At 67.1% G+C, this 24,051-nt stretch carries 25 protein-coding genes and 1 pseudogene; 14 read left to right on the top strand and 12 right to left on the bottom strand.

Annotated elements, in window-relative coordinates; translation table 11 throughout:
- Window positions 1-123 precede the first annotated feature (123 nt).
- The gene (locus tag AC3A6Y_RS18980; protein WP_487869759.1) at window positions 124-1,107 is read left to right on the top strand and encodes an amidohydrolase family protein; all 984 of its coding nucleotides are present in this window, start codon (window positions 124-126) and stop codon (window positions 1,105-1,107) included.
- On the opposite strand, the gene AC3A6Y_RS18985 is transcribed toward AC3A6Y_RS18980, so the two are convergent.
- On the bottom strand, window positions 1,088-2,074 hold the full coding sequence (locus AC3A6Y_RS18985) for a LysR family transcriptional regulator (protein WP_487869760.1): 987 nt from the start codon (window positions 2,072-2,074) through the stop codon (window positions 1,088-1,090). The genes AC3A6Y_RS18980 and AC3A6Y_RS18985 overlap by 20 nt on opposite strands.
- Before the next feature lie 57 nt (window positions 2,075-2,131).
- Window positions 2,132-2,539 (bottom strand): MarR family winged helix-turn-helix transcriptional regulator, encoded by a 408-nt coding sequence (locus tag AC3A6Y_RS18990; RefSeq protein WP_487869761.1) that lies wholly within the window; start codon window positions 2,537-2,539, stop codon window positions 2,132-2,134.
- A gap of 253 nt (window positions 2,540-2,792) precedes the next feature.
- Between AC3A6Y_RS18990 and AC3A6Y_RS18995 the strand changes: the two genes are divergently transcribed.
- From AC3A6Y_RS18995 to AC3A6Y_RS19005, 3 genes are all read left to right on the top strand, one after another.
- Entirely contained in the window at window positions 2,793-4,058 is a 1,266-nt protein-coding gene (locus AC3A6Y_RS18995) for an acyl-CoA dehydrogenase family protein (protein ID WP_487869762.1), read from the top strand.
- 14 nt (window positions 4,059-4,072) lie between these two features.
- Complete coding sequence (locus AC3A6Y_RS19000; RefSeq protein WP_487869763.1) at window positions 4,073-4,618, top strand: flavin reductase family protein; 546 nt, start codon at window positions 4,073-4,075, stop codon at window positions 4,616-4,618.
- Window positions 4,619-4,733: 115 nt separating this feature from the next.
- Window positions 4,734-5,282 carry a DUF421 domain-containing protein gene (locus tag AC3A6Y_RS19005; RefSeq protein WP_487869764.1) on the top strand — a complete coding sequence of 183 codons (549 nt, stop codon included), beginning with the start codon at window positions 4,734-4,736 and terminating at the stop codon, window positions 5,280-5,282.
- 6 nt (window positions 5,283-5,288) lie between these two features.
- On the opposite strand, the gene AC3A6Y_RS19010 is transcribed toward AC3A6Y_RS19005, so the two are convergent.
- Window positions 5,289-5,537: a hypothetical protein gene (locus AC3A6Y_RS19010; RefSeq protein ID WP_487869765.1), complete on the bottom strand. Its 249-nt coding sequence runs from the start codon at window positions 5,535-5,537 to the stop codon at window positions 5,289-5,291.
- Window positions 5,538-5,592: 55 nt separating this feature from the next.
- The gene (locus AC3A6Y_RS19015; protein ID WP_487869766.1) at window positions 5,593-6,417 is read right to left on the bottom strand and encodes a crotonase/enoyl-CoA hydratase family protein; all 825 of its coding nucleotides are present in this window, start codon (window positions 6,415-6,417) and stop codon (window positions 5,593-5,595) included.
- Between the two features lie 113 nt (window positions 6,418-6,530).
- On the opposite strand from AC3A6Y_RS19015, the gene AC3A6Y_RS19020 reads away from it, so the two are divergent.
- Entirely contained in the window at window positions 6,531-6,920 is a 390-nt protein-coding gene (locus tag AC3A6Y_RS19020) for a DUF488 domain-containing protein (protein ID WP_487869767.1), read from the top strand.
- Between the two features lie 13 nt (window positions 6,921-6,933).
- Here AC3A6Y_RS19020 and AC3A6Y_RS19025 read toward each other — a convergent pair whose 3' ends face one another.
- Window positions 6,934-7,998 carry a glycosyltransferase family 4 protein gene (locus tag AC3A6Y_RS19025; RefSeq protein WP_487869768.1) on the bottom strand — a complete coding sequence of 355 codons (1,065 nt, stop codon included), beginning with the start codon at window positions 7,996-7,998 and terminating at the stop codon, window positions 6,934-6,936.
- A gap of 502 nt (window positions 7,999-8,500) precedes the next feature.
- Between AC3A6Y_RS19025 and AC3A6Y_RS19030 the strand changes: the two genes are divergently transcribed.
- From AC3A6Y_RS19030 to AC3A6Y_RS19045, 4 genes and pseudogenes are all read left to right on the top strand, one after another.
- The gene (locus AC3A6Y_RS19030; protein WP_487869769.1) at window positions 8,501-9,631 is read left to right on the top strand and encodes a sensor histidine kinase; all 1,131 of its coding nucleotides are present in this window, start codon (window positions 8,501-8,503) and stop codon (window positions 9,629-9,631) included.
- A gap of 93 nt (window positions 9,632-9,724) precedes the next feature.
- Window positions 9,725-10,030 carry a hypothetical protein gene (locus AC3A6Y_RS19035; protein ID WP_487869770.1) on the top strand — a complete coding sequence of 102 codons (306 nt, stop codon included), beginning with the start codon at window positions 9,725-9,727 and terminating at the stop codon, window positions 10,028-10,030.
- A 145-nt stretch (window positions 10,031-10,175) separates the two neighbouring features.
- Window positions 10,176-10,894 (top strand): annotated as a pseudogene (locus AC3A6Y_RS19040) (Crp/Fnr family transcriptional regulator).
- A 143-nt stretch (window positions 10,895-11,037) separates the two neighbouring features.
- Window positions 11,038-11,709: a Crp/Fnr family transcriptional regulator gene (locus AC3A6Y_RS19045; protein WP_487869771.1), complete on the top strand. Its 672-nt coding sequence runs from the start codon at window positions 11,038-11,040 to the stop codon at window positions 11,707-11,709.
- A gap of 87 nt (window positions 11,710-11,796) precedes the next feature.
- Here the strand turns inward: AC3A6Y_RS19045 and AC3A6Y_RS19050 are convergent, their stop codons facing one another.
- Window positions 11,797-12,699 carry an SDR family oxidoreductase gene (locus tag AC3A6Y_RS19050; protein WP_487869772.1) on the bottom strand — a complete coding sequence of 301 codons (903 nt, stop codon included), beginning with the start codon at window positions 12,697-12,699 and terminating at the stop codon, window positions 11,797-11,799.
- Between the two features lie 105 nt (window positions 12,700-12,804).
- On the opposite strand from AC3A6Y_RS19050, the gene AC3A6Y_RS19055 reads away from it, so the two are divergent.
- Window positions 12,805-13,680 carry a CoA transferase gene (locus AC3A6Y_RS19055; RefSeq protein ID WP_487869773.1) on the top strand — a complete coding sequence of 292 codons (876 nt, stop codon included), beginning with the start codon at window positions 12,805-12,807 and terminating at the stop codon, window positions 13,678-13,680.
- Between the two features lie 6 nt (window positions 13,681-13,686).
- Here the strand turns inward: AC3A6Y_RS19055 and AC3A6Y_RS19060 are convergent, their stop codons facing one another.
- A complete protein-coding gene (locus tag AC3A6Y_RS19060) occupies window positions 13,687-14,664 on the bottom strand; it encodes a Bug family tripartite tricarboxylate transporter substrate binding protein (RefSeq protein ID WP_487869774.1) in 978 nt (325 codons plus the stop codon).
- Between the two features lie 414 nt (window positions 14,665-15,078).
- Here AC3A6Y_RS19060 and AC3A6Y_RS19065 point away from each other — a divergent pair, with 414 nt between their 5' ends.
- Together AC3A6Y_RS19065 and AC3A6Y_RS19070 are read left to right on the top strand one after the other, a co-directional pair.
- Window positions 15,079-15,552, top strand: a complete 474-nt coding sequence (locus AC3A6Y_RS19065; protein ID WP_487869775.1) for a nucleoside deaminase — start codon at window positions 15,079-15,081, stop codon at window positions 15,550-15,552.
- Between the two features lie 97 nt (window positions 15,553-15,649).
- Window positions 15,650-16,096, top strand: coding sequence for a universal stress protein (locus tag AC3A6Y_RS19070; RefSeq protein WP_487840351.1), 447 nt, complete (start codon window positions 15,650-15,652; stop codon window positions 16,094-16,096).
- A gap of 14 nt (window positions 16,097-16,110) precedes the next feature.
- Here AC3A6Y_RS19070 and AC3A6Y_RS19075 read toward each other — a convergent pair whose 3' ends face one another.
- On the bottom strand, window positions 16,111-17,022 hold the full coding sequence (locus AC3A6Y_RS19075) for a hypothetical protein (RefSeq protein ID WP_487869776.1): 912 nt from the start codon (window positions 17,020-17,022) through the stop codon (window positions 16,111-16,113).
- Window positions 17,023-17,140: 118 nt separating this feature from the next.
- Complete coding sequence (locus tag AC3A6Y_RS19080; RefSeq protein WP_487869777.1) at window positions 17,141-19,552, bottom strand: YgiQ family radical SAM protein; 2,412 nt, start codon at window positions 19,550-19,552, stop codon at window positions 17,141-17,143.
- 158 nt (window positions 19,553-19,710) lie between these two features.
- On the opposite strand from AC3A6Y_RS19080, the gene AC3A6Y_RS19085 reads away from it, so the two are divergent.
- Window positions 19,711-20,658, top strand: coding sequence for a bifunctional helix-turn-helix transcriptional regulator/GNAT family N-acetyltransferase (locus AC3A6Y_RS19085; RefSeq protein WP_487869778.1), 948 nt, complete (start codon window positions 19,711-19,713; stop codon window positions 20,656-20,658).
- Between the two features lie 53 nt (window positions 20,659-20,711).
- Here the strand turns inward: AC3A6Y_RS19085 and AC3A6Y_RS19090 are convergent, their stop codons facing one another.
- Both AC3A6Y_RS19090 and AC3A6Y_RS19095 read right to left on the bottom strand, forming a co-directional pair.
- Entirely contained in the window at window positions 20,712-21,932 is a 1,221-nt protein-coding gene (locus tag AC3A6Y_RS19090) for a patatin-like phospholipase family protein (RefSeq protein ID WP_487869779.1), read from the bottom strand.
- A gap of 48 nt (window positions 21,933-21,980) precedes the next feature.
- The gene (locus AC3A6Y_RS19095) at window positions 21,981-22,430 is read right to left on the bottom strand and encodes a CHRD domain-containing protein (RefSeq protein WP_487869780.1); all 450 of its coding nucleotides are present in this window, start codon (window positions 22,428-22,430) and stop codon (window positions 21,981-21,983) included.
- A gap of 108 nt (window positions 22,431-22,538) precedes the next feature.
- Here AC3A6Y_RS19095 and AC3A6Y_RS19100 point away from each other — a divergent pair, with 108 nt between their 5' ends.
- Window positions 22,539-23,090, top strand: coding sequence for a DUF924 family protein (locus AC3A6Y_RS19100; protein ID WP_487869781.1), 552 nt, complete (start codon window positions 22,539-22,541; stop codon window positions 23,088-23,090).
- 10 nt (window positions 23,091-23,100) lie between these two features.
- Here the strand turns inward: AC3A6Y_RS19100 and AC3A6Y_RS19105 are convergent, their stop codons facing one another.
- Window positions 23,101-23,988 (bottom strand): YihY/virulence factor BrkB family protein, encoded by an 888-nt coding sequence (locus tag AC3A6Y_RS19105; RefSeq protein WP_487869782.1) that lies wholly within the window; start codon window positions 23,986-23,988, stop codon window positions 23,101-23,103.
- Between the last annotated feature and the right edge of the window lie 63 nt (window positions 23,989-24,051).

Genomic DNA, 24,051 nt, shown 5'->3' on the forward strand with positions numbered 1-24,051 from the left:
CCATGCGCTTTTCGAATGCGCGACATCACCGATCTTCGTTGGACCGTGCCTCCTGGCCCCCCGTAAATTCACCGGCGATGCAAGCGCCGATGTGGCACTGCCATGAAGACAAAGGAAATGGACATGCAAGGAAAGATCGGCCTCGAGGAGCACTTCGCGATTCCCGAAACGTTGCAGGACTCGGCGGGATTCGTGCCCGGCGACTACTGGCGGGAGCTCAGCAGCCGCCTGCTCGACATCCATGAAGGCCGGCTGCGCCAGATGGACGCGCACGGCATGGAGATGATGATCCTTTCGCTGAATGCGCCTGCCGTCCAGGCGGTCCCCGATCCGAGAAAAGCGTGCGAACTCGCCGTCCGCGCCAACGATTTCCTGGCCGAGCAGGTGGCGAGGCGGCCCGACCGCTTCCAGGCCTTTGCGGCCTTGCCCATGCAGGACCCCGACCAGGCGACGCGCGAACTGGAGCGCTGCATGACCGAGCTGGGCTTCCGCGGCGCCCTGGTCAACGGGTTCTCGCAGGTGGGCACGCCCGACAACGCCGTCTATTACGACGCACCGCAGTACGCCTCTTTCTGGAGCGCGGTGGAGCGGCTCGATGCGCCCTTCTACCTGCATCCGCGCAATCCCCTGGCGAGCTGGGCGCAGATCTACGAAGGCCACCCGTGGCTGCTCGGCCCCACGTGGGCCTTTGGGCAGGAGACCGCCGTCCACGCCCTGCGGCTCATGGCAAGCGGCCTCTTCGATCGCCATCCGGGTCTCAAGATCATCCTGGGCCACCTGGGCGAAGGCCTGCCCTACAACATGTGGCGCGTCGATCACCGCAATGCGTGGGTCCAGGCGCCCAAGGGCTATCCGGCCAAGCGCAAGCTCTGCGACTACTTCCACGAAAACTTCTACCTCACCACCTCCGGCAACTTCCGCACCCAGACGCTGATCGACGCGATGCTCGAAGTCGGCGCGGACCGGATTCTCTTCTCGACCGACTGGCCCTTCGAGAACGTCGACCACGCATCGGACTGGTTCAACGACGCGAGCATCAGCGAAGCCGACCGGCGGAAGATCGGCCGGACGAACGCGCTGTCGCTGTTCAAGCTCGATCGGTCCTGAGAGCTTCCGAGCGCTCGCCTTCGGCGCCCTGCGCCTCGGGCGTGCGTCGCGATCGCTCGTGGAACAGACCGAAGATGAGTTCCCGCAGCCAGCGATTGCCGCTGTCCTGATGGAATCGCTCGTGCCACTGCTGGCGAATCTCGAAGGGCGCGACCTCGAAGGGCGCATCCACGGCATGCAGGTCCACGCGAGAGGCCACCATGGCCCTGGCGAGCCGTGCCGGCACGGTCAGCAGCAGTCCCGACGCGGCGACGATCGCCGACAGGCCCAGCGAGTGGGCCGCCGTCAGGACCACCCGGCGCCGATCGAGCGCGCCCGCTCGATCCAAGGTCTGCTGGAGCTGCGTATCGGTCGTTCCGTGAGGCCGGTACGCGATGTGTTCCGCCGCGAGGTAGTCGTCCAGCGCGATGCGCTCGCGGGAGCCCAGGCGGGAGGCCTTGGACATCAGCACGACGAAGCTCTCGTCGAACAGCCGCTGCTGGTAGAACGCGGGGCCCATCGGCTCCCAGCTGCCGAGCGCGATGTCGATCTGTCCGTGGAGCATGCGTGGCCGGGCATCGGCCACGGAGACATCCACCGTCTCGAAGCGAACGCCGGGCGCGATGCCGCGTGCGACCGAAAGCAGCTGCGGCATCATGACCAGTTGCCCGATGTCGTTGACGGCAATGCGGAAGACGCGGTTGGTCGTCTCCGGCTCGAAGCTGCGGCCCTGGTCGACCGCCTGCATCAGGCAGGCGATGCCTTCCTCGATGGGCGCGATCAGGCGCTCCGCCACGGGCGTGGGGACCATCCCGTCCGCCGAGCGCACGAACAGCGCATCGTTGAAGCGTTCGCGCATGCGCTTGAGAGCGTTGCTCACCGCCGACTGTGTCATGCCGAGGCGGTCGCCGGCGAGCGTGACGCTGCGCGTGGCGTAGATCGCCTGGAACACCAGAAATAGATTGAGGTCGATCGAGTTGATGTTCACCGCGCCGTCTCCGTTCTTCACTTTCGCCGACCCGATACCGATCGGCGCCGCGCGCGCTCACTCGCGGTCCAGCACTGCCAGGTTGTCGTAGACCAGCCGAAGCATGTCGCGCAGCGATTCGGCCTGCGCAGGGCTCAGGCCCGAGAGCGATACGCGCTCGTACAACTGCGCCAGGGGGATGATGCGCAGTGTCAGGTCGCGACCTGCTTCCGTCAGGCTCAGGGCGAGCGCGCGGGCATCCGCGTCCGATCGGTCGCGCACCAGCACGCCGCGCTGCAGCAGCCCTTCGACCACGCGCGACAGCGTGGAGGCCTCGGTCGATGTGTGCAGCGCCAGCTCGGAGAGGCGCTGATGCGCCTGGTGGTGCAGGGCGACGCAGACCCGCCACTCGGTGAGCGAGAGGCCGAACTGCTTGAGCTCCCTGCTGAAGGACTGCCCCATGCGCGTGCCCGCACGTGCAAGCAAGTACGGGATGGCCCGTTCGAGGTCGTGTTTTGCAATTTTGTCTGCAGTTGCAGTCGATTCAGGGGGCTCCTGGGCGCGTGCCCTGCGCTGCTCGAGGGACACCACCTCAGATTGTTTTCGCTTGGCCATGCCGGATCTTACAAGCGAACGACCTGACCAGGATGGCGTAAACCCTAGGCATTTTTTAATTGCATTTGCAAATGTATTGCGCTCCAATCTGGGCTTCACAGCCCGCCCCACCCTTGGAGACCTCATGACCGATGCCGCGAATCCGTTTGCCCGACTCCACCACGTCGACCTTCCCGCCCCGGGGCGGAAGTCCCCGGTGAAGGACGCCCCGTCGATCGACAAAATAGTTGCATGCGCAACCGAATTGGTGCCGATGCTTCGTGCCCGGGCGCAACGCACCGAGCAGGAACGCCGGGTCTCCGAAGAGACGACGCGCGCCTTCCACGACGCGGGCTTCTTCAAGCTGATGCAGCCGGCGCGCTATGGCGGCTACGAGTACGGGTTCACCGCCTTCATCGACGTCGTGAGCGAGCTCGCGCGCGGCTGCACGTCGTCGTCCTGGGGCTGCTCGCTGGGCGCCATCCACCAGTGGCTGGTGGGGACCTTCCCCGAGGAGGCGCAGGACGACGTGTGGCGCAAGGACCCCGGCGCGATCGTGTGCGGCTCCTATGCGCCGGCCACGATGGCCGAGAAGGTCGACGGCGGCTACCTCGTGCAGGGCAAGTGGCTCTTTGCCTCCAACGTGGACAACTCGCAATGGGCGCTGCTGGGCGTTCAATTCCCTGCGGAGGAAAAGGGCGCGCCGCCCGGCGCGGGCTTTCTGCTCGCACCGCGGTCGGACTGGGCGATCGAGGACAACTGGCATGTGGCCGGCCAGGCGGGGACCGGGTCCAAGGCCGTCGTCATCGACAAGCCGACCTTCATTCCGCAGCATCGCAAGCTGAGCTTCGCGGAGGCTTCCTCGAACAGCCCGCCCGGCGCCCGGGTCAACACGAATCCGATCTACCGCATTCCTTTCCTTTCCGCGGTCCCCGTGTGCCTGGTGTCGCCCATCATCGGAACGGCACAGGGCGCGGTCGACGAGCTGATCGCGCTGGCCGGTACGCGCGTCACCCGCGGCGCCGTTGCCGGCGGGGGCAACCGGCTGAGCGAGTTCTTCCCGGTGCAGTCCCGCCTGGCCGAAGCATCGGCGAGCGTCGATGCGGCGCGCCTGCTGCTCTACCGCGACACGGCGCAGGTGGAGCAGATGGCGGCCGAGGGCCGGATCATCAGCGTGGAGCAACGCATTCGAAATCGCCGCGACCATGCCTTCGCCGCGCGCCTGTCGCGCGATGCGGTCGAGGCGGTGTTCGCCAGCGTGGGCGGCGCGGGCCTGGCCCTCGACCAGCCGATCCAGCGTATGTGGCGCGATGCGAACGCCATCTCGCGCCACATCAGCCTGAACTGGGACGCCGTCTCTTCGATGGTCGGACAGTACCTCCTCGGCCTCGAGCCCAAGGGCCAGTACTGATCGAGGGATCGGCGATGTACTCCTGGGCTCTGATCACGGGCGACGCCGCCGACACGGTGGATGCGCGCCAGCTGCGGCAGGCGCTGGGCGCCTTCCCGACAGGCGTGTGCCTCGTCACCACGACGACGCCCGACGGCAAGCGCGAGGGCATGACGATCAACTCCTTCGCTTCGGTGTCGCTGGATCCGCCGCTGATCTTGTGGAGCATCCGCGACGACACCCGCAGCGCCGACGCATTTCTGGCGTCGCGCGCGTTCAATCTCAGCGTGCTGAACGCCGGGCAGCGCGAGCTGGCCTGGCATTTCGCGAAGCCTGCCGCGGACAAGTTCGAGCGCTTCGCCGCAGCCTTCGACGCCGGCTCCAACGAATGCCCCCGGCTCGTCGACAGCGTGGCGACCTTCGAATGCTCGACCTACTCGCGTCACCAGGAGGGCGACCACACGATCATCCTCGGGCGCGTGGATCGTTTCTCGCGAACCGAGACGCCGCCCTTGCTCTTTCATTCAGGGCAGATGGGATCGCTGTGGGAGCTCGCGGCCACACTGGCGCAGCCCCGGTGAGTCCTCGGCCGGCTTCCATGGCATGCGCGTGTCCGGCAAGCACGGGCTTTGTGCCTGCATGCGAACGAGCGCGCCGCCGACCGACAAGGGCGCAAGGGCCGCGAATGATCGGCCCATGGCCGATCTCATCACCCTCTTCTCCCTGGAATACCCGGTCTGGCAGATGGTGCTGCGGGGCACGGTGATCTATTGGTTCCTGCTCGTCATCTTCCGCTTCCTCTTGCGGCGAGACGTCGGATCGATGGGCGTGGCCGACCTGCTCTTCGTGGTGCTGGTGGCCGACGCCGCCAGCAATGCGATGCAGGGCGACTACAAGACCATCGGCGATGGCCTGGTGCTGCTCTCGACGCTTGTCGGATGGAACTTCCTGCTCGACCGGCTGAGCTATCGCTTCGAAGTGGTCTCGCGCATGCTCGAGCCGCCCGCCGAAGTCGTGGTCAGGCACGGCAAGCCGGTGCACAAGGTGCTGCGGCGCGAGATGATCACGCTCGACGAACTGGCCGGCAAGCTGCGCGAGCAGGGCGTGGAGCACATGGCCGACGTCCGCGTGGCGCGGCTCGAAAGCGACGGGCAGCTCAGCGTGATCCGCTATTCGCAGCGTGGCAACGAGGCAGCGCGGCCCCCACCCCACAGGACTTCCCGGCCCGGCGACAGGGCGGGCTGACGCGGCTCACGGCCTGGCCGCGGAGGCCATCAGGTCTCTCGGAAATCGCTTCATCATGCTGCGGCCCAGCGAGGTGATGGCGGTGACGGTGGCCGGTGGCTGGCCGAAGCCGTCGATGGTCCGCACGGGTTTGGGGATCGTCGCTCTCACGTGGCCGGCGAGGCTCAGCACGCGCAAGGCGTCGACGTCTGCGCCGTCGTGAACGGCGATGGGCAGATCGTGCTCTGCCAGGCGGTGAAGCAATGAGATGGGCACCCCGCGAGTATGCCGGGTCCGGTTTGGACGACTGCCCAGCGTGCTTTCGAATCGATCAGGGCTGCGGCTCGAAGCGCGGTGCGCGCCGCTCGACGTTGGCGCGCACGGCCTCGGTCTGATTGGCGCTGCCGATCAACGCCTTCTGCTCGACCGACTCCGCCAGCAGCAGGTCGGCCGCGCTGTGCGCCATCGCGGCGTTCAGCAGCCGCTTGCCGGCGCGGATGGCGTCGGGGCTCTTCTGCGCGATGTCGTGCGCCATTTGCAGGGCATCGGCCAGCGGGTCGGCCGACACCTGCGTCGCGAAGCCCAGCGCCACCGCCTCCTGGCCCGAGAAGATGCGGCCGGTGAACGTGAGCTCGCGCACCACGTCGGTCCGCGCCAGCTCGCGCATCAGCACCAGGCCGCCCATGTCGGGCACCAGGCCCCACTTGATCTCCATCACCGACAGTCGGGTGTCGGGTGCGACCAGCCGGATGTCGGCGCCCAGCGCCACCTGCAGGCCGCCGCCGAAGGCGACGCCGTGCACCGCGGCGATCACCGGCACCGGCACCTCGCGCCAGACCATGGCGACCTGCTGCGCCGCATTGGCGATGCCGTGGGTGCGCACGAGCAGGTCGGCGGCCGCGTGCCGGCCGATGACCCCGCTGCCGGCGCCCTGCTCCATGCGCCGGAAGGACTGCATGTCCAGCCCCGCGCAGAAGGCCTTGCCGCGGCCTGCAAGCACCACCGCGCGCACGCGCGCGTCGTCGCGCAGCTGCTCGCCGGCATCGATCAGCGCGTCGAACATCGCGGGGTCCAGCGCGTTCATCTTGTCGGCGCGCGCCAGCTGCAGCTCGACCACGCCGTCGGCGTGGCGGATCGATTCGATGCGGTCGTTCATGGCATGCCTTTCGGTTTCTTCGATGCGAGCGAGTATCGAGGCTGGGCGATGATCGCGCGTGTCGCCCAGCCAACAGGTCATCGACAGTACATTCCGTCCACGAGGAGATATCCATGGCCATCCGCATCGTCCGTCTCGGGACCGAGCGCGCCGCCGGCGAAGGCTTGCGCATCGGCACCGTGCGCCGCCCGCCGCGCGGCGTGCCCAAGACCGAATTCGCATCGCAGAACTGGTACGACGTCTGGTACCCCAATCTCGCGCCTTCGGTCGAGACCATGAAGACCGCGCAGGCGGCCGAGACGCCGGCGCAATGGGCCGCCTTCGGGCGCAAGTTCAAGGCCGAGATGGCCGAGCCCGACGCCAGCCGCAGCCTGGACCTGCTGGCTGCGCTGTCGCACCAGAGCGCCTTCTCGATCGGCTGCTACTGCGAGGACGAGTCGCATTGCCACCGGTCTTTCCTGCGCGAGCTGCTGAAGGCGCGCGGGGCAGCGATCGTCGACTAAGGGCTTGCCACGTTCATGCGGCTTCGACTTCCAGGTGCGCGCCGCGACTGGCTCGCGCGAGCTGCCAATACAGCTGCGAGTAACGCGTTGCCATGGCGTGCGCCGTGAACCGCTGTTCGAACGCAGCGCGAATGCGCGCCCGTGGCAAATGGCGCACTGCATCGACTGCCGCAACCGCCTGCCGGATATCGTCGACGATCCAGCCGGTGACGCCGTGCTCCACGATTTCGGGCACCGAGCCGCAGCGCCAGGCGATGACAGGGGTGCCGCAGGCCATGGCCTCGATCATCACCAGCCCGAATGGCTCTGGCCAGTCTATCGGGAACAGAAGCGCGCGGGCCTGGCCGAGAAAGTCACTCTTGAGCTCATCGCCGATCTCCCCGATGTAAGTCACCAGCGGATGGTCCAGCAGCGGCCGAATGCGCTGCTCGAAATAAGCTCGGTCGACCTCGTCCACCTTGGCGGCGATTCGAATCGGCACGCCGGCAGCCTTGGCAATTTCGATCGCGCGGTCGGGCCGCTTTTCGGGCGAGATGCGCCCCAGGAACGCAAGATACCCGCCCGAGCCTTGCGCGCTGTATTTGTAGCCGCGAGGGCTCATTCCGTGGTAGACGGTTGCATGCCAGTTCGCGCCTGGCAAATGGGTGCGCTGATGGTCGGAAATGGACACGAGGCGGTAGGCGGGCCAGCGCTCATACACCTGCTGCAGGTCCGCAATGTCGAGTCGACCGTGCAGCGTCGTCAGCGTGCGCTCGGGCATATGCTCGAACAGCGCAAAGTGCAGCAAGTCGATATGGAAATGCAGCACATCGAACTCGTCGGCCCGTCTGCGCACCTCGTGCAGCAGGGTCAGGTGGCTCGCCAGGTCGGACTTCAGCGACGCGGGATCGAGCCGGAGCGGCAGAGCCCGCGTGGCGACCAGTTTGGCCGAAGTCACCGCATCGCCCGATGCAAAGAGCGTGACCTCGTGTCCCTGCTCCACCAGGGCCTCGGTGAGATGGGCCACGACCCGCTCCGTACCCCCATACAGGCGTGGTGGTACCGCTTCGCAAAGGGGCGCGATCTGAGCAACCCTCATGTTCCATCCGTCCGACAGGGGCTGAGCGTCAGCATCGCGGGCACGAAGGCGTCGGAAATCAGGCTGCTGCGAACCTCCCATCCGTGATAAGAAAGACGAACGAAATCGGGGTCATGGTTCATGTATTGCTCGCGCGGAAGATTCAAAGACCACTTGTAGAACGCGCTGCACCTGCCGTCTGTGCGGTGGCGCACAGACCGTCCGTACGGCTCGCCGCCGTATGGGCATCGGAGCAACTGCCTGCTTTAGCCGGGCAAGGGCTATAAACAAGAAGCGCCGAGTCGTCGGTGTCGCAGCGCGGCCGAACTTCGAACACGCACGGCCCAGCCCCATGGCGCCAGGCCAGCCTCTGTGCGATAGTGCACAGACATTGGGCGAATGCCCATGGTCGCCCTGACAATGCTCCACAAGGTTTGGAGTGTGTCCGGCCGCGTGCTCCGGCTTTGAGTTCTCTCCGCTGAGCGGTTCGGCGTCCGATCAAGCTGGGCCGACGGAGCACCACATGCACAATTTCCTATCCCACAATCGCGAGGAGCTGATTGCGCGCTGCAAGGCGAAGGTTGCACAGCGCCCCAGACGCGACGCAACCGAAGCGCAGCTTGCCAACGGAGTTCCTCTGTTCCTCGAACAGTTGATGAGAACGCTGGAAGCCCAAAAAGACGGAGATCTCGGCGAGAGCTTGCGGATTTCGGGCGCCGCTGGCGGAGACGCAACCGCCCTGTCCGAGATGGGCCTGAGCGCCGCAGCGCATGGCAAAAAGCTCTTGGAACTCGGCTTTTCCGTAGACCAGGTGGTTCACGACTATGGCGACCTTTGCCAAGCCATCACGGATCTTGCGGTCGAGCGCGACGCACCGTTCTCCGTCGATGAATTCCGCACGTTGAATCGTTGTCTCGACAACGCGATCGCCGATGCAGTGACCGAGTTCGGTATCTCGCGTGACGCGAACGTCGCTCTGCAGCAGACGGCCGAGGAGAACGAGCGTCTGGGCGTGCTGGTCCATGAGCTGCGAAATTACCTGAACACCGCAACGCTTGCGTTCTTGGCACTGGAATCAGGAAAGTTTCCGATCGGTGGGGCAACCGGTGCCGTGTTGAAAAGGAGCCTGGCATCTCTGGCTGCCCTGCTCAACCTGTCTTTGTCGCATGTCAGAGTCACGGCCGAAGCGCCTCAGGCCGAGGCCTTTTCGTTGGCATCGTTCATTGCGGAGGCGAAGAATGCGGCTTCGCTGGAGGCGAACAGTAAAGGATGCACGTTTTCGGTGCGGGAAGTTGATGCCGATCTGGGCATCTCTGGCAATCGTGAACGTCTCTTGGGGGCCTTGGTGAACCTGCTTCAAAACGCGATCAAATTCACCCACCCTCATACAGAAGTCACTCTGAGTGCCTATGCCCAGGGAGACCACGTACTTGTCGAAGTCACGGACCACTGCGGAGGGCTTCCTTCAGGCGATACCGCAACCATCTTTCGCCCTTTCATGCAGATCGGCTCCGACAAGAGCGGGTTGGGGCTTGGTCTTTCCATCGCGCGGCGGAATGTCGAGGCCGATGGCGGGGTGTTGAGCGTGCGGGATCTACCTGGCGTTGGATGCGTGTTCACCATCAAGCTGGCGCGCAGGACGCTTCAACAGTAGATCTTTTATGGGGCGACTCGACGGGGCCCAGTCCGACAGCGGGAAGTCCGATCGGCTGCCAATATAAAACCTCCTCTCGCTGGAGGACTTTCCATGAAGATCTATTCCATCAACAAAGATGGCACAAACAGCGTGCACGATGTGTTGTTCAATGTGGATAGCGCGATTGATCACGAAGCATTGCTTTCGTTGAATGTCGAGGGTTTCAGTGTGAGGGCGGATGGACAGCGTCTTCGTGTCAAGTCGCTCGGCGAGCAGGTGGTCAACGAAGATACAGTGCGCGCGGTAAATGAAGCACTTGAAGCTGCGGTAGCCAGCAAGGAGCACAAGGATGCGCAGATCGCGGTGGATCGTGAGCGCATGCTGGCCTCGGTTCAGGCAAATACGGGTCTCAAGTGAAAGTAGGTGGTTTTGGTGAAGCGTCATACGCTGCGAACTCATTCGGTTTTCGGGGATGGCGTTGGCCGCCTCCTGTCAATAATTGAGTCGTCGTAGTGGCATCCTCTTCGTGATTCCCGGCGTCCGGCATGGTGTGGAGTCCGAGATGGTCACAATCCTCGATCCCGGAGCAAATCGTCTGCTTGCGGCGCTTCCCGACGCTGAACTGCAGCGGTGGCTGCCCCAACTCGAACGTGTGGACCTGCCGCTCGGCCATGTCTTGTACGAGTCCGGTGTGACGCTCAGTCATGTGTACTTCCCGACCACCGCCATCGTTTCGCTGCTGTACGTCCTGGAGAACGGCGCGTCGGCCGAAATTGCCGTCGTTGGCAAGGAGGGGATCGTCGGCATCTCGCTTTTCATGGGCGGCGAATCCACCCCAAATCGCGCAGTGGTGCAAAGCGCCGGCAGCGGGTTCCGGCTCAGCGCAGATGCGCTTAAAGCCGAGTTCAACCGAGCCGGCGCTGTGCTGCACCTTTTGCTGAGGTACACCCAGGCGCTGATCACCCAGATGTCGCAAACGGCGGTGTGCAATCGCCATCATTCTCTGGACCAGCAATTGTGCCGCTGGCTTCTGCTCAGTTTGGATCGCCTTTCTGGGGACGAGCTTGTGATGACCCAGGAACTGATCTCCAACATGTTGGGTGTGCGCCGCGAAGGAGTGACAGAGGCAGCGCAGCAGTTGCAAGCTGCTGGTCTCATTCGCTACGCCCGTGGGCCATCAGAGTGCTCGATCGTGATCGCCTGGAGCAACGCTCCTGCGAATGCTATGCGGTAGTGAAGAAAGAGTACGACCGCCTGCTTCCCGACGAGCGGGCGAAATAAGCCGCGGAGTGGCGCGCTGTGGCGCATACTCTCTCCATCCACTCGAAACGGTATCCGGCCCCAGCGTTCTGCTCCTGTTCGCCTCCCGTCGTTCGCCGGTGCGAGCAACATGGGAGGCCGATATGGCCGCTGTACACAATCACTTGATCAAGCTGTTGCCGCGCAGCGATCGTCTGAAGTTTCTTTCGAGCTGCGAAGAAGTGCAGCTCGTCCTCGCGGACGTGCTGTGTGTGCGCGGCGATTCGACGCCCTACGTCTACTTCCCCGTCGGCGCCTTCATCTCACTCGTCGCGACGACCGACGGCAGTCCCTCCCTGGAAGTCGGAATGGTCGGCAGGGAAGGCATGGTTGGTGCGCATGTCGCGCTGGGTGTGATGACCGCGCCGCTGCGGGTTGTGGTGCAAGGGCCAGGTTCGTCATGGCGCATCAGCAGCAAGGCCTTTCAGGCGGAACTGGCAAGCAGCGAAGCGCTTCAGCGCGTGCTCGACCGCTACGTGTGCGTCCTGATGGCCCAGCTGACCACCTCTGCGGCATGCCTTCGCTTCCATGAGATCGGTCCGCGGCTCGCGCGCTGGCTGCTCATGAGCCAGGACCGCGCGCATTCCGACAACTTCCGGATGACGCATGAATTCCTTGCCTACATGCTGGGCGTGCGCCGCGTCGGCATCACTGCAGCAGCCGGCATGCTGCAGCAAAAAGGCCTGATCGAATACACGCGGGGTGATCTCACGGTGCTCGACCGCGCCGGGCTCGAGGCAGCGGCATGCGGCTGCTACGCCGCTGACCGCAAAAGCTACGCGGATCTGCTCGAGTAGATTGCGGCCGACGCTTTCGCAAGCAAACTATTGCCAAGTCTTCTTGACGCTCTGTGCGCCGCCGCACAGCGTCCCGGAGCGATAAGCCTACCTCTGCGCCTTGTCCTTCTGGTTCTGCGCCTCGATGCGCTCGCGCGCTTCCTGCCACTGCGCATCGCTCCATTCGCGCAGCTCGTAGAAGTTGCCGCCGGTGGCCAGGGCGTGGCCGCCGTCCATCATGATGCTCTGGCCGGTCAGCCAGTCGCATTGGCCGGGTGCCATCAGGAAGGCGGCCAGGTTCTGCAGCTCGCTCATCTGGCCGGTGCGCGCCATCGGATTGCGCAGCTTGCTGCGGGCGCCGGGCTCCTCGCCGGGGTTGAGGCGCTTGCTCATGCCCTCGGTCGGGATTTCGCCCGGCCCCACGGCGTTGAGCCGGATGCCGTAGCGGGCCCATTCGGTGGCCAGCGACTTGGTCATCACCTCCACGCCGGCCTTGCTCATCGCCGAGGGCACGACGTAGGGGCCGCCGTTGTCGACCCAGGTCACGATGATGCTCATCACGCTGCGGTACGGATCGCCCGCCTTCCACTGCCCGGCCTTCGCCTCCCCGACCCAGCGCTTGCCCACTGCCTGGGTCACGTAGAAGCTGCCGTGGAAGACGATGTTGGCGACGGCGTCGAAGGCGCGCGAGGACAGGCTCTCGGTCGGCGCGACGAAGTTGCCGGCGGCGTTGTTGACCAGGCCTGTCAGCCCGCCGCTCTGCCAGAGCGACTCCACCATCTCCTCCACGCTCTGCGCGTTGCGGATGTCGACCCCGAAGGCATCGACCTTGCGGCCGGGGAACTGCGCGCGCCACTGCGCTGCCGTTTCCTCGACCACCGACTGGCGCCGGCCGCAGATCGCGACATCCGCGCCCAGGCCGAGGAAGCGCTCGGCCATCGCCTTGCCGAGCCCGGTGCCGCCGCCGGTGACGAGGATGCGCCGGCCGGCCATGAGATCGCTCTGGTACATAGGGTCTCCTTGGTTCTGGTGGATGAGCTTGCGCAGCCACATCGTAGAGCGAGGCGGCCGAGCCGGTAAGCTCCAAAGGTGACAGCAGCGCTCGAGGAATCCGCCATGCCAGCATCTTCCACCCCCGCCTTCGCGCCCCTTGCGGGCGTGCGCGTGCTGAGCCTCGCGCTCAACCTGCCCGGCCCCGCAGCGCTGATGCGCTGCCGCGCCATGGGCGCCACCTGCCTGAAGTTCGAGCCGCCGGCGGGCGACCCGATGGCCCACTACAACCAGGCTGCCTACGCGGCGCTGCACGAAGGCGTGCGGGTGGCGACGGCCGATCTGAAGACCGAGGCCGGCCTGGACCGGCTCCACCAGGCCCTGGACCAGACCGAGGTCCTGCTGACCTCCTTCCGCCCTTCCGCGCTGGCCAAGCTGGGCCTGGGCTGGGAGGCGCTGCAGGCACGCCACCCTGCCCTCTCGCAGGTGGCGATCGTCGGCGCCCCCGGCGAGCGGGCCGAGGAGCCGGGCCACGACCTCACCTACCTGGCCGAGAGCGGCCTGGTAACCGGCACCGAGCTGCCGCCCACGCTCTACGCGGACATGGGCGGCGCGCTGCTGGCGAGCGAGGCGGTGCTCCAGGCCATGCTCCACGCGCGCAGCAGGCCGGGAAGCGGCCTCTACCTCGAGGTCGCCCTCAATGCCGCCGCCGACTGGCTGGCGCTGCCGCGCAGCTGGGGCCTGACCCGGCCCACGGGCGCGGTGGGCGGCGCGCATGCGGGCTACCGCGTCTATGCCTGCGCCGACGGGCGCGTGGCCATCGCCGCGCTGGAGCCGCACTTCGCGGCCCGCCTGTGCGAGGCGGCGGGCCTCGGCGCCCGGGACATGATGGCGCCGGCCACGCGCGAAGCACTGGCCGCCTGGCTGCAAACCCGCACGCGCGCCGAGCTCGAAGCCCTTGCGCGCGAGCGCGACGTGCCGCTGCTCACGCTGGAAGGCTGAAACGGCTCAGAGCTTGATGCCCGCGCCCTTCACCGTGGGCCCGAGCACGCCGACCTGGTCCTTCACGAAACTCTCGAAGCGCGCGGTGCTCTCGGGCTTGCCGACGATGCCCAGCTCGAGCATCTTCTTCTGCACCTCGGGCAGCACCATCACCTCGTTGCACGCGCCGTTGAGCCGGGTGACGATCGCCGCCGGCAGCTTCGCCGGCCCGCTCAGGCCGAAGAAGTTCTCCAGCACCAGCTTGGGCTGGCCGATCTCCACCACCGTCGGCACCTCCGGCGTGAGCGGCGAGCGCGCCTGGCTCGTCACCGCGATCGGCACGAGCTGGCCGCTCTTGAAGAAGGGCACGAAGGCCGTGAGCACGTCGATGCCCACCGGGATCACGTTGGCGATCAGGTCGGTGGTCATCGGCGCACCGCCGCGGTAGGGCACGTGCACCATGTTGACGCCCGCGATCTTCCGGATCAGCTCGCCGTGGATGTGGCCGACCGAACCCGGCCCGCCGGAGCCGAAGTCCAGCCGGCCCTCCTTGCGCGCGCGGGCTTCCATATCGGCAAAGGTCTTGATGCCCGACTCCTTGCTCGCCATCACCACCAGCGGTGCCGAGCCCAGGTAGGCGATGTGCGTGAACGCCGCGACCGGATCGTAGGGCTGCTTCTCGAGCGCGAAGGGGCCGAGCGCAATGGGCGTCGTGTTCGAGAGCATGAGCGTGTAGCCATCGGGCGCCGCCGCCGCGACCTGCGCGCCTCCGATGGTGCCGCCCGCGCCGGGCTTGTTGTCCACCACCACGGGCTGGCCCAGCTTCTTGCCGAGCTGCTCGGCCATCACGCGGGCCAGGATGTCGCTGGCGCCGCCGGCCGGAAAGGTGACGACGATCTTGATCGGCTTGTCGGGCCACTGGGCGAGGGCCGGCAGCGCGAGCGACGCGGCGCCGGCGGCGAACAGCTGGAGCGCGCCGCGGCGCGTGGGGCGGGTGAAGGTCATGGCCGTCTCCAATGCAAGAGCGATGCCCGTTGCCTCGCATCATGCGAGCGGCGACCTCGAACCACAAGCCCCGCTCGCACGGGCGTCCCCAGCCCCGGCGTCTGCTGCACGAGAGTTGCTCGCCGCGGTCCTCGTCATCGCGTTCATCGCTCGCAAATCTCGACGCAAGGAGATCTGAACGAAAGCCATCCAGCAACCCGCACGCCGGCGCTTCGCGCTCTCCGGCCTGCGCATCGGCCGATCCAGTTCGGGCCCTGGGCCTACACCTATTCCCGCGGCAGCTGAGCCGCACGCACACTCACGACAAGGGGCCCCTCTCATGGCAGGCATCACCACCCATGTGCTCGACGTCCGCACCGGCCGGCCGATCGGCGGCATGCAGGTCGAGGCTCATCCTCACGAAGAACCCAGCGAATGACCCAAGACAAAGACACCGAGAAGTACCTGCTCGATTCGATCCGCCTGGCCATGGAGAACGTGCGCGAGCGCAAGACCTGGCCCTTCGGCGCGGTGCTGGTGCGCAACGGCCAGGTGCTGGCGCGCGCCGTCAACGAGGTCGAGGCACTGTGCGACCCCTCGGCCCATGCCGAGATGCAGGCGGTGCGCGCCGCCAGCCGCGCGCAGAACAGCACCGACCTGAGCGGCAGCACCGTCTACGCCAGCGGCTATCCCTGCCCGATGTGCCTCACCGCCATGTACCTGGCGGGGGTGAAGTCGGTCTACTACGCCTACTCGAACGAGGACGGCGCGCCCTACGACCTGTCCGCCGAGCGCGGCTACGCAGAGATCGCCCGGCCGATCGAGCAGCGCGAGATGAAGCTCGCCGGCCTGCGGGTGCGGCCCGAAGGCCAGGACCTGTACGAAGCCTGGCGCGAGGTGCAGGGCTAGGGCGCGTCGCCTAGAACCGCGCCGCGCGCCTTGTTGCGCCTGCGGCACGGCGCTAATCTGGCACCGGGGACGGGCGTTCCCGTCCCGGGAGAGCGCCATGTATGAACGCATACTCGTCGCCACCGATGGTTCCGAGCTCTCGGAACTGGCCGTGACCGCCTCGATCGACCTGGCCCTGCTGATGAACGCGGAGCTGGTCGCCGTCAAGGTGGTCCACCACTACCCCACCGGCTACTTCGAAGGCTCCCTGCTCCTGAGCCAGATGGAAGTCCAGCGCATGCAGGAGCAGGCCGACGCCGAAGCACAGCGCGTGGTCGACGCGGTGAAGGCCAAGGCCGATGGCCGGGGCGTCAAGAGCACGCGCGCCGTGGTCATGAAGTCGGAGCTGGTGTCCGAGGCCATCATCGAAGCAGCCCGCGTCCACAAGAGCGACCTGATCGTGATGGCCTCGCACGGCCGGCGCGGCATCTCGCGTCTGCTGATGGGCAGCGAGACGCTGCATGTGCTGACGCATTCGCACACGCCGGTGCTGGTGCTGCGCTGAGCCGGCCAGGTGGGCTACGGCTTCACCGCGTCCCGCCGCCGGTCGCTGCGCTTGTGCTCGAGGTAGGTCGCCAGATCGATCTCGTGGAGTTGCGCGGGGTAGCGCTCGACTTCCTCGAACCACCGGCGCATGCGCTTCTCGGCCCGCTCCGGCGGCGGGGCGTCGAGCCCGGCCAGGTAGGCATCGAGGGTCAGGAAGTAGCGCATGGCATTGCGCTCCATCAGGCCGCGCAGCCCGCGGATGTATTCGGGCTCGCCGTTCGGCGTCCTGCCGATGACGGTGAACCCCATCTTGTGGCTGCCGAAAGTCGCAAGGTACGCCATGGTGGCAAGCCGCGCGATCATGTGGTGGTCGTAGGCGTAGCCGAAATGCAGGAAGGTCTGGCGCTCGCCCAGCGGCACGGCCTCGAGCGTCACGCGGTAGTTGCTAGTCCCCATCGGCCCGCTCTCGGCCGACAGCTTGACCGCCAGGTAGTCCTTGGCGTCGCTCGTTGTCCGATGCCGGAAGGGCAGCTCGAAGGCCTGGTCCACCGGTTTGTCGTATCGCTGCACCACGCTGAGTGTGAGGGTCTCGCCCTCGGGCTGCCGGCTCACGCGGCAACGGCGGTTGTTGACGTGCAGCAGCAGCATCTCGCACCACTGCGTGCCGTCGGCGAGCGCGGCGCGCACCTGCTCCAGCGGATGGTCGATCACGGCGTAGACGTCGCCCTGGAGCCCGCCCTCCGTCTCGACCGATTCCAGGTGGAGCGGCCGGCGCAGCGGACTGCGGGCGAGCTGGCCGGCCAGCTTCTGGTGCTGCTCGCGCAAGGCCGGGGCCGAGCCGGCATCGGCCGGGGCAGCCTCGCCGACGATGGCGCAGGTGACGAGGAAGAGCCCCAGCCCCATGCGGAACGCAAGGTGCAGGGAAGGGGCCGGGAGCCAGTTCATCCACGACACCATACAGCCACCGGACGAACGGCGCCTGAACGAAGCCGTCGCGCCGGCAGCGCCCTCGCCACGCCGGGCAGCCCGCCGGCGACCCGCCAGCGCCGGCGCACGGGTCTGCTCAGCGGCCCTTGCGCGCCGGCTTGGCACGGCCGGTGCCGGTCTCGCGCGGCGGCAGCCCGGTGTGCTGCGTGAGGATGCGGCCCTTGACGGGCTGCACCGGCTTCAAGACGACCGGGGTCGAGTTCTTGCGCCGCGCGCTCTGGTAGCTGCCGTCGGTCAGCGGCTGGTACGTCGGGATGAGATGCTGCTTGCCGTTGCCGATCAGGTCGGCACGGCCCATCTTCTTCAGGGCCTCGCGCAAGAGCGGCCAGTTGTTGGCGTCGTGGTAGCGCAGGAAGGCCTTGTGCAGGCGACGGCGCTTGTCGCCGCGCACGATGTCCACCGTCTCGCTCTCTCGCGTGATCTTTCGAAGAGGATTCTTGTTGGTGTGGTACATCGCGGTGGCCGTGGCCATGGGCGAGGGATAGAAGGTCTGCACCTGGTCGGCGCGGAAGCCGTTGCGCTTGAGCCAGAGCGCGAGGTTCATCATGTCCTCGTCGCTGGTGCCCGGATGCGCGGCGATGAAGTACGGAATCAGGTACTGCTTCTTGCCCGCTTCGGCGCTGAACTTCTCGAACATCTGCTTGAAGCGGTCGTAGCTGCCGATACCGGGCTTCATCATCTTGGTGAGCGGGCCCTGCTCGGTGTGCTCGGGCGCGATCTTCAGGTAGCCGCCCACATGGTGCTGCACCAGTTCCTTCACGTACTCGGGCGACTGCACCGCCAGGTCGTAGCGCAGGCCGGAGCCGATCAGGATCTTCTTGATGCCCTTGAGCGCACGCGCACGCCGGTAGATCTTGATCAGCGGGTCGTGGCTGGTGTTGAGGTTCGGGCAGATGCCCGGGTACACGCAGCTGGGCTTGCGGCAGGCGGCCTCGATCTCGGGCGACTTGCAGCCGATGCGGTACATGTTGGCGGTCGGGCCGCCGAGGTCGGAGATGGTGCCGGTGAAGCCCTTGACGCTGTCGCGGATGGCCTCGACCTCCTTGATGATCGAGTCCTCCGAGCGGCTCTGGATGATGCGCCCCTCGTGCTCGGTGATGGAGCAGAAGGTGCAGCCGCCGAAGCAGCCGCGCATGATGTTCACGCTGAAGCGGATCATCTCCCAGGCAGGGATCTTGGTGGCGCCGTCGTGGCTGCCGTGCTCGTCGGCGTAGCGCGGATGCGGGCTGCGGGCGTAGGGCAGATCGAACACGTAGTCCATCTCGGCCGTGGTCAGGGGGATGGGCGGCGGGTTGATCCAGACGTCGCGCGCTGTCGCGCCCTCGCCGTGGGCCTGCACCAGTGCGCGGGCGTTGCCGGGGTTGGTCTCGAGATGCAGCACGCGGTTGGCGTGGGCGTAGAGCACCGGGTCGGCGCGCACCTGCTCGTATGAGGGCAGCCGGATCACCGAGCGGTCGCGCGGCGGCGGCTTCACACGCGGACCCGCTCCCTCTCCCGCTTGCGGGAGCGGGCTGGGGTGAGGGTTCTCCGCTTTCCGAAGGCTCGGATTCGGGACGAAGCGGAGCGGCTTCGCCGCGCCCTCGCCCCGCCCCTCTCCCGCGCGCGGGAGAGGGAGTGAAGACCGGGCCTCGGCTGCCGCAGCGACGGCCTGCGCTTCCTCTTCCTTCGCACAGCTCGCCCCATTCGCCTTCGCCTGCTCGGACACCATGAGGTACGGATTCACATGCGCCTCGACCCGGCCCGGCAAGTCCACGCTGGTGGAGTCGATCTCGAACCAGCCCTGCGGCGTCTCGCGACGCACGAAGGCCGTGCCGCGCACGTCGGTGATCTGCTGCACCGGCTCGCGGGCGGCCAGGCGGTGCGCGATCTCGACGATGGCGCGCTCGGCATTGCCGTAGAGCAGCAGGTCGCACTTGGCATCCACCACAATCGAGCGGCGCACCTTGTCCTGCCAGTAGTCGTAGTGGGCGATGCGGCGCAGCGAGCCCTCGATGCCGCCGAGCACGATCGGCACGTCGGTCCAGGCTTCCTTGCAGCGCTGCGAGTACACGATGGCCGCACGGTCGGGACGCCGGCCGCCGACGTCGCCGGGCGTGTAGGCGTCGTCGCTGCGGATCTTCCGGTCCGCCGTGTAGCGGTTGATCATCGAATCCATGTTGCCGGCGGTCACGCCGAAGAACAGGTTCGGCTTGCCCAGCGCCTTGAAGGGATCGGCGCTGTGCCAGTCCGGCTGCGCGATGATGCCCACCCGGAAGCCCTGCGCCTCCAGCATGCGGCCGATGACCGCCATGCCGAAGCTCGGGTGGTCGACGTAGGCGTCGCCGGTGACGATCACGATGTCGCAGCTGTCCCAGCCCAGCGCCTCCATCTCCGCGCGCGAGGTGGGCAGGAACCTGGCGGTGCCGAAGCGGGCCGCCCAGTACTTGCGGTAGCTGGTCAGCGGCTTGGCGGCGCGCGTGAAAAAGGAGACGTCGACGGGGGCGTTCATGTGGGAGGTGGCGGCAGGCAGGCCGCGGTGGCCCGGTTTCGGGCAACCCGCGATTTTACGGGCTAAGACCCCGGCCGTCGCCTCCAAAGGCCATGCCGCCCGAGCGGTGAGCATGTAATTGATTGCTCAAGTCAATCAATCCATTGACAATGGCAAGCATGTCCGCCGAATCCGTCACCGCGCCCGACGTCGCCGCAGTCCGGGCCGTGCGCCAGTTCAACCGCTTCTACACCCGCCGCATCGGGGCCCTCGACCCCTACCTGGGCAGCGACATGTCGCTGACCGACGTGCGGGTGCTCTACGAACTGGCGCACCGCGAGCAGGCGGTGGCCAGCGAGATCGCGAAGGACCTGGGCCTGGACGGCGGCTATCTCAGCCGCATCCTGCGCCGCTTCGAAGGCGCGGGCTGGCTCGTGCGCGAGACGCATCCGCGCGATGCGCGACAGAGCCTGCTGCGCCTGACCGAGGCGGGCCATGCCGCTTTCGCGCCGCTGCAGCAGAAATCGCGCGACGAGGCGAGCGCCTTGCTTGCCCCGCTCTCGGCGCCGCAACGGCGCCGGCTGATCGATGCGATGCAGACGGTGCAGGCGCTGATCGAGCCCGACGCCCACGCGCCGCCAAGGCCGGGCACCGCGGTCCTGCGCGACCCGCAGCCGGGCGACATCGGCTGGGTGGTGCAGCAGCACGGCGAGCTCTACGCCCGCGAGTACGGCTGGAACAGCGAGTTCGAGGCCCTGGTGGCCGAGATTGCCGGCGAGTTCCTGCGCAAGTTTCAGCCCGAGTGGGAGCATTGCTGGATGGCCGAGCTCAACGGCGAGCGCGTGGGCGCCGTGTTCCTGGTGCGCAAGTCGGCCACGGTGGCGCAGCTGCGCCTCTTGATCCTGACGCCGCAAGCTCGGGGCCTGGGGCTGGGGGCGCGGCTCACCGACGAATGCATCGCCTTCGCCCGCCGCAAGGGCTACAGGAAGATGGTGCTGTGGACCAACAGCTGCCTGCTGGCCGCGCGCGGCATCTACGCGGCGCGTGGCTTCGAGCTCGTGAAGTCCGAACCCTACGAGGGCTTCGGCCAGCAGCTGGTGGGCGAGACCTGGGAGCTCAAGCTCTAAGCCCTATTGTTGTGGCATGAACCAGGCCGACCCTCTTCGGCCTCGGATGCCGCTCATTGCGTCGCCGACTGCATGGCCGGCACCCGCATCGGGTGCCGGACGCGCGGCTCGTGGGTTTCGGTCAGGTCGAAGGTGGTGACGCCGTTGACCTGCGCGGCAGCGCGCAGCAACTCCGGATGCTCCAGCGTGTTGCGGATATCGCGCAGCCCCGCATCCCAATGCTCGTCGACCGAGGTGCGCGAGAACTCGTAGTCCTTGGAGTCGAGCTCGTAGGGCTTGTCGCGGTAGATCAGGTGCACGATCTCGACCGGCTGGTGCGTCAGCTGCGCGCACACGGCGGCCACGCTGGCATCGTTGCGCAGCGAGGCCGGCAGCTTGGCGATGAGGTCGGCCACCGCCTGCTGCAGGTTCATGTTCGAGGCCAGCGCGTCGGTGTTCATGCGGGTGCGGCTGGAGTAGGTGATGTCCTTCTGCCGCTCCAGGGTCTCGGCCAGCGTGCGCGGCATGTTGCCGCGGGCGCTGAACAGGTCGACCTGCAGCACCAGCAGCGACTCGGTGCGCGGATGGGTGTCGAGCACGTACTGCAGCGGCGTGTTGGAGACGATGCCGCCGTCCCAGTAGTCCTCGCCATCGATGTGCACGGGCGCGAAGCCGGGCGGCAGCGCGCCGCTGGCCATGATGTGCTCGGGACCGATGCGCTGCTTCGTGTTGTCGAAGTAGATCGAGTTGCCGCTGCGCACGTTGACCGCGCCCACGCTGAAGCGGATGTCGCAGTCGTTGATGCGGTCGAAGTCCACCAGGCGTTCGAGCGTGGACTTCAGCGGCGAGGTGTCGTAGTAGCTCAGCAGCGGCGCCGCGCCGCCGAGCAGCAGCGCGGGGTCGCGACGCGGCGTAAAGAAGCCAGGCACGCCGAACAGTGCGGCCGAGTTCGCGCTCCACTGATTGAAGAACGCGCGGTCGCCCCAGCCGGGCGGCAGCCGCTGCGCGGGGCCCGAGGAGACGAGGTCCCAGAACTCGCGCAGGCGCGCGACGCGCAGCTCGGGCGGGTTGCCCGCGATCAGGGCGGCGTTGATCGCGCCGATCGACACGCCGGCCACCCAGTCGAGCGCCTTGTGCTTCTCGTACACGCCGGCATAGACGCCCGCCTGGTAGGCGCCGAGAGCGCCGCCGCCTTGCAGCACCAGGGCCTTCGCGGCAGCCGTGATGTCGATGCGATGGGAGGCGCGAGGAAAGGTGGAACCGTTGAGCTTTTTTCTTGGGGTGGTGGTACGCATGGACGGATTGGACACCATGCACCCACCCCGCAGTTCCAGGCCGAAGCCTTACATCTTGGGCAGCAGTTGCCCCCGGATCTCGCCGTTCGGATTGGCCGCGGTGTGGATGTTGGCGTACCAGCGTCCGGCCATCAGGTCGGCCGCCTGCGCCGGTGTCAGGGTGGCCTGGCCCTCGATCGGGCTCGCGGGGTTCGCGAAGGGAAGCACGATGCCCGCATTGGCGCCCGCGGACGCAGGACCGTGGAAATGGGCGGCCGTGGCCGGGCCGCTCAGGCCGGTGTAGACGATCTTGTACTTGAGGACATTGGTGTCCTTGTTGAGCCAGGCCTCGGCCAGGCCGCTGCCGCGCGTCATGTTGGGCGGCACCTGGCTGGCTGCGTTCATGCTGCCGCTGAAGCTCGCCGTGTTGGACCTGGACATCATGCCGCAGCCCGCGAGGGCGGCGGCCGCCACGCCGGTCACGAGGGCGGCGCGCAAGAGGGTGGCAGTTCGGTTCATGAGCGGATCTCCATAGTTGCAACAGCGAACAGCATAGACAGCACGGGATGCCCCGCGTGTCGGCCACGAGCCCGTTTTACCGGGCCTTGCGATGGCATCATCCGGCGCATGACGACTGTTCCCCTGCCCTCCTCCCACGAGATCGCCGCCTTCTGGCGCGACGCCGGTCCCGCCCGCTGGTTCGCGAAGGACGAGGCCTTCGACGCCGAGTTCAAGTCGCGCTTCGAGGCTGCGCATCACGCTGCCGCGAGCGGCATGCTCGATGCCTGGGCCGACGAGGCCGACGGCGCGCTGGCCCTGCTGGTGCTGCTGGACCAGTTTCCGCGCAACGCGTGGCGCGGCAGCGCCCACATGTTCGCCACCGACGGCAAGGCGCGTGCCCTCGCGCGCGCTGCGATCGCCGCCGGCCTCGACCAGCAGGTGGAGAGCACCGTGCGCCCCTTCTTCTACCTGCCCTTCATGCACTCGGAGTCGCTGGCCGACCAGGAGCGCTCGGTCGAGCTCAATGCCGTGCTCGATGCCAACACGCAGCGCTATGCGGTCCTGCATCGCGACATCATTGCGCGCTTCGGGCGCTTCCCGCATCGCAACCCGATGCTCGGGCGCGAGACGACGGCGGAGGAACAGGCCTTCCTGGACCAGGGTGGTTTCGCGGGCTAGTGGCCCGTCTTCAGCGCGTCGGCGAAGACGGCGCATCCGGCCGCTCGACATGCCGCAGCGACCCGTACTTGTGCGCATACACCCACGTGAACTCCGCCCCCAGCAGGAAGATCTGCGCCGAGTAATAGACCCACACCAGCACCACCACCAGCGAGCCCGCGGCGCCGTAGCCCGAGGCCACGCTGCTCTTGCCGATGTAGAGCCCGATCAGGTGCTTGCCGATGGCGAACAGCAGCGCCGTCACGGCGGCACCCACCCACACGTCGCGCCACTGCACCCGCACGCGCGGCATGATCTTGTAGATCATGGCGAAGCCCACGGTGACCATGACGAAGCTGAAGAGGAAGTTGACGCCCTGCGCCAGCGCGGCCCAGCCGCCGAAGACCGGCGCCCACCACTTGCTCAGCGCCGCCAGCGCGGCGCTGGCCACCAGCGACACCATCAGCAGGAAGCCGAGGCCCATGATCATGCTGAAGGACAGCAGCCGCACGCGCAGCAGCTTGAGCCAGCTCTTGCCTTCGTCGCGCGCCGGCGCGCGCCAGATGCGGTCCAGCGCGTCCTGCAGTTCGCCGAACACGGTGGTCGCACCGACCACCAGCAGCGCGACGCCGATCACGGTCGCGACGATGCCCTCCTTCGGCTTGTTGACCGCCTCCAGCATGCCCTGCACCGCGCGCGCACCCTGCTCGCCCATCAGCCCGGAGAGCTGGATCATGATCTCGCCGCGCGCCGCCTCCTGGCCGAAGACCAGGCCCGCGACGGAGATCACGATCAAAAGCAGGGGCGCCACCGAGAACACCGTGTAGTAGGCCAGTGCGGCGCCCATGCTCGGGGCGTAATCGGCCTTCCAGGACAGGACGGCCTGCTTGAAGAGATCGAAGAGTGCACGCGGCTGCATGCCCGCGAGTGTCGCAGCATGGACGCGGCCGCGCGTCGGCGCCTGCCCCGACCAGCGGCCGGA

This window comes from Variovorax sp. Soil_C_17 (assembly GCF_057657265.1).

What these genes read in the sequence shown, in the direction of transcription:
- AC3A6Y_RS18980 (WP_487869759.1), top strand. Translation starts at nt 124, where the DNA reads ATGCAAGGAAAGATCGGCCTCGAGGAGCACTTCGCGATTCCCGAAACG.
- AC3A6Y_RS18995 (WP_487869762.1), top strand. Translation starts at nt 2,793, where the DNA reads ATGACCGATGCCGCGAATCCGTTTGCCCGACTCCACCACGTCGACCTT.
- AC3A6Y_RS19000 (WP_487869763.1), top strand. Translation starts at nt 4,073, where the DNA reads ATGTACTCCTGGGCTCTGATCACGGGCGACGCCGCCGACACGGTGGAT.
- AC3A6Y_RS19005 (WP_487869764.1), top strand. Translation starts at nt 4,734, where the DNA reads ATGGCCGATCTCATCACCCTCTTCTCCCTGGAATACCCGGTCTGGCAG.
- AC3A6Y_RS19015 (WP_487869766.1), bottom strand. Translation starts at nt 6,417, where the DNA reads ATGAACGACCGCATCGAATCGATCCGCCACGCCGACGGCGTGGTCGAG.
- AC3A6Y_RS19020 (WP_487869767.1), top strand. Translation starts at nt 6,531, where the DNA reads ATGGCCATCCGCATCGTCCGTCTCGGGACCGAGCGCGCCGCCGGCGAA.
- AC3A6Y_RS19025 (WP_487869768.1), bottom strand. Translation starts at nt 7,998, where the DNA reads ATGAGGGTTGCTCAGATCGCGCCCCTTTGCGAAGCGGTACCACCACGC.
- AC3A6Y_RS19030 (WP_487869769.1), top strand. Translation starts at nt 8,501, where the DNA reads ATGCACAATTTCCTATCCCACAATCGCGAGGAGCTGATTGCGCGCTGC.
- AC3A6Y_RS19035 (WP_487869770.1), top strand. Translation starts at nt 9,725, where the DNA reads ATGAAGATCTATTCCATCAACAAAGATGGCACAAACAGCGTGCACGAT.
- AC3A6Y_RS19050 (WP_487869772.1), bottom strand. Translation starts at nt 12,699, where the DNA reads ATGTACCAGAGCGATCTCATGGCCGGCCGGCGCATCCTCGTCACCGGC.
- AC3A6Y_RS19055 (WP_487869773.1), top strand. Translation starts at nt 12,805, where the DNA reads ATGCCAGCATCTTCCACCCCCGCCTTCGCGCCCCTTGCGGGCGTGCGC.
- AC3A6Y_RS19060 (WP_487869774.1), bottom strand. Translation starts at nt 14,664, where the DNA reads ATGACCTTCACCCGCCCCACGCGCCGCGGCGCGCTCCAGCTGTTCGCC.
- AC3A6Y_RS19065 (WP_487869775.1), top strand. Translation starts at nt 15,079, where the DNA reads ATGACCCAAGACAAAGACACCGAGAAGTACCTGCTCGATTCGATCCGC.
- AC3A6Y_RS19070 (WP_487840351.1), top strand. Translation starts at nt 15,650, where the DNA reads ATGTATGAACGCATACTCGTCGCCACCGATGGTTCCGAGCTCTCGGAA.
- AC3A6Y_RS19075 (WP_487869776.1), bottom strand. Translation starts at nt 17,022, where the DNA reads ATGAACTGGCTCCCGGCCCCTTCCCTGCACCTTGCGTTCCGCATGGGG.
- AC3A6Y_RS19080 (WP_487869777.1), bottom strand. Translation starts at nt 19,552, where the DNA reads ATGAACGCCCCCGTCGACGTCTCCTTTTTCACGCGCGCCGCCAAGCCG.
- AC3A6Y_RS19085 (WP_487869778.1), top strand. Translation starts at nt 19,711, where the DNA reads ATGTCCGCCGAATCCGTCACCGCGCCCGACGTCGCCGCAGTCCGGGCC.
- AC3A6Y_RS19090 (WP_487869779.1), bottom strand. Translation starts at nt 21,932, where the DNA reads ATGCGTACCACCACCCCAAGAAAAAAGCTCAACGGTTCCACCTTTCCT.
- AC3A6Y_RS19095 (WP_487869780.1), bottom strand. Translation starts at nt 22,430, where the DNA reads ATGAACCGAACTGCCACCCTCTTGCGCGCCGCCCTCGTGACCGGCGTG.
- AC3A6Y_RS19100 (WP_487869781.1), top strand. Translation starts at nt 22,539, where the DNA reads ATGACGACTGTTCCCCTGCCCTCCTCCCACGAGATCGCCGCCTTCTGG.
- AC3A6Y_RS19105 (WP_487869782.1), bottom strand. Translation starts at nt 23,988, where the DNA reads ATGCAGCCGCGTGCACTCTTCGATCTCTTCAAGCAGGCCGTCCTGTCC.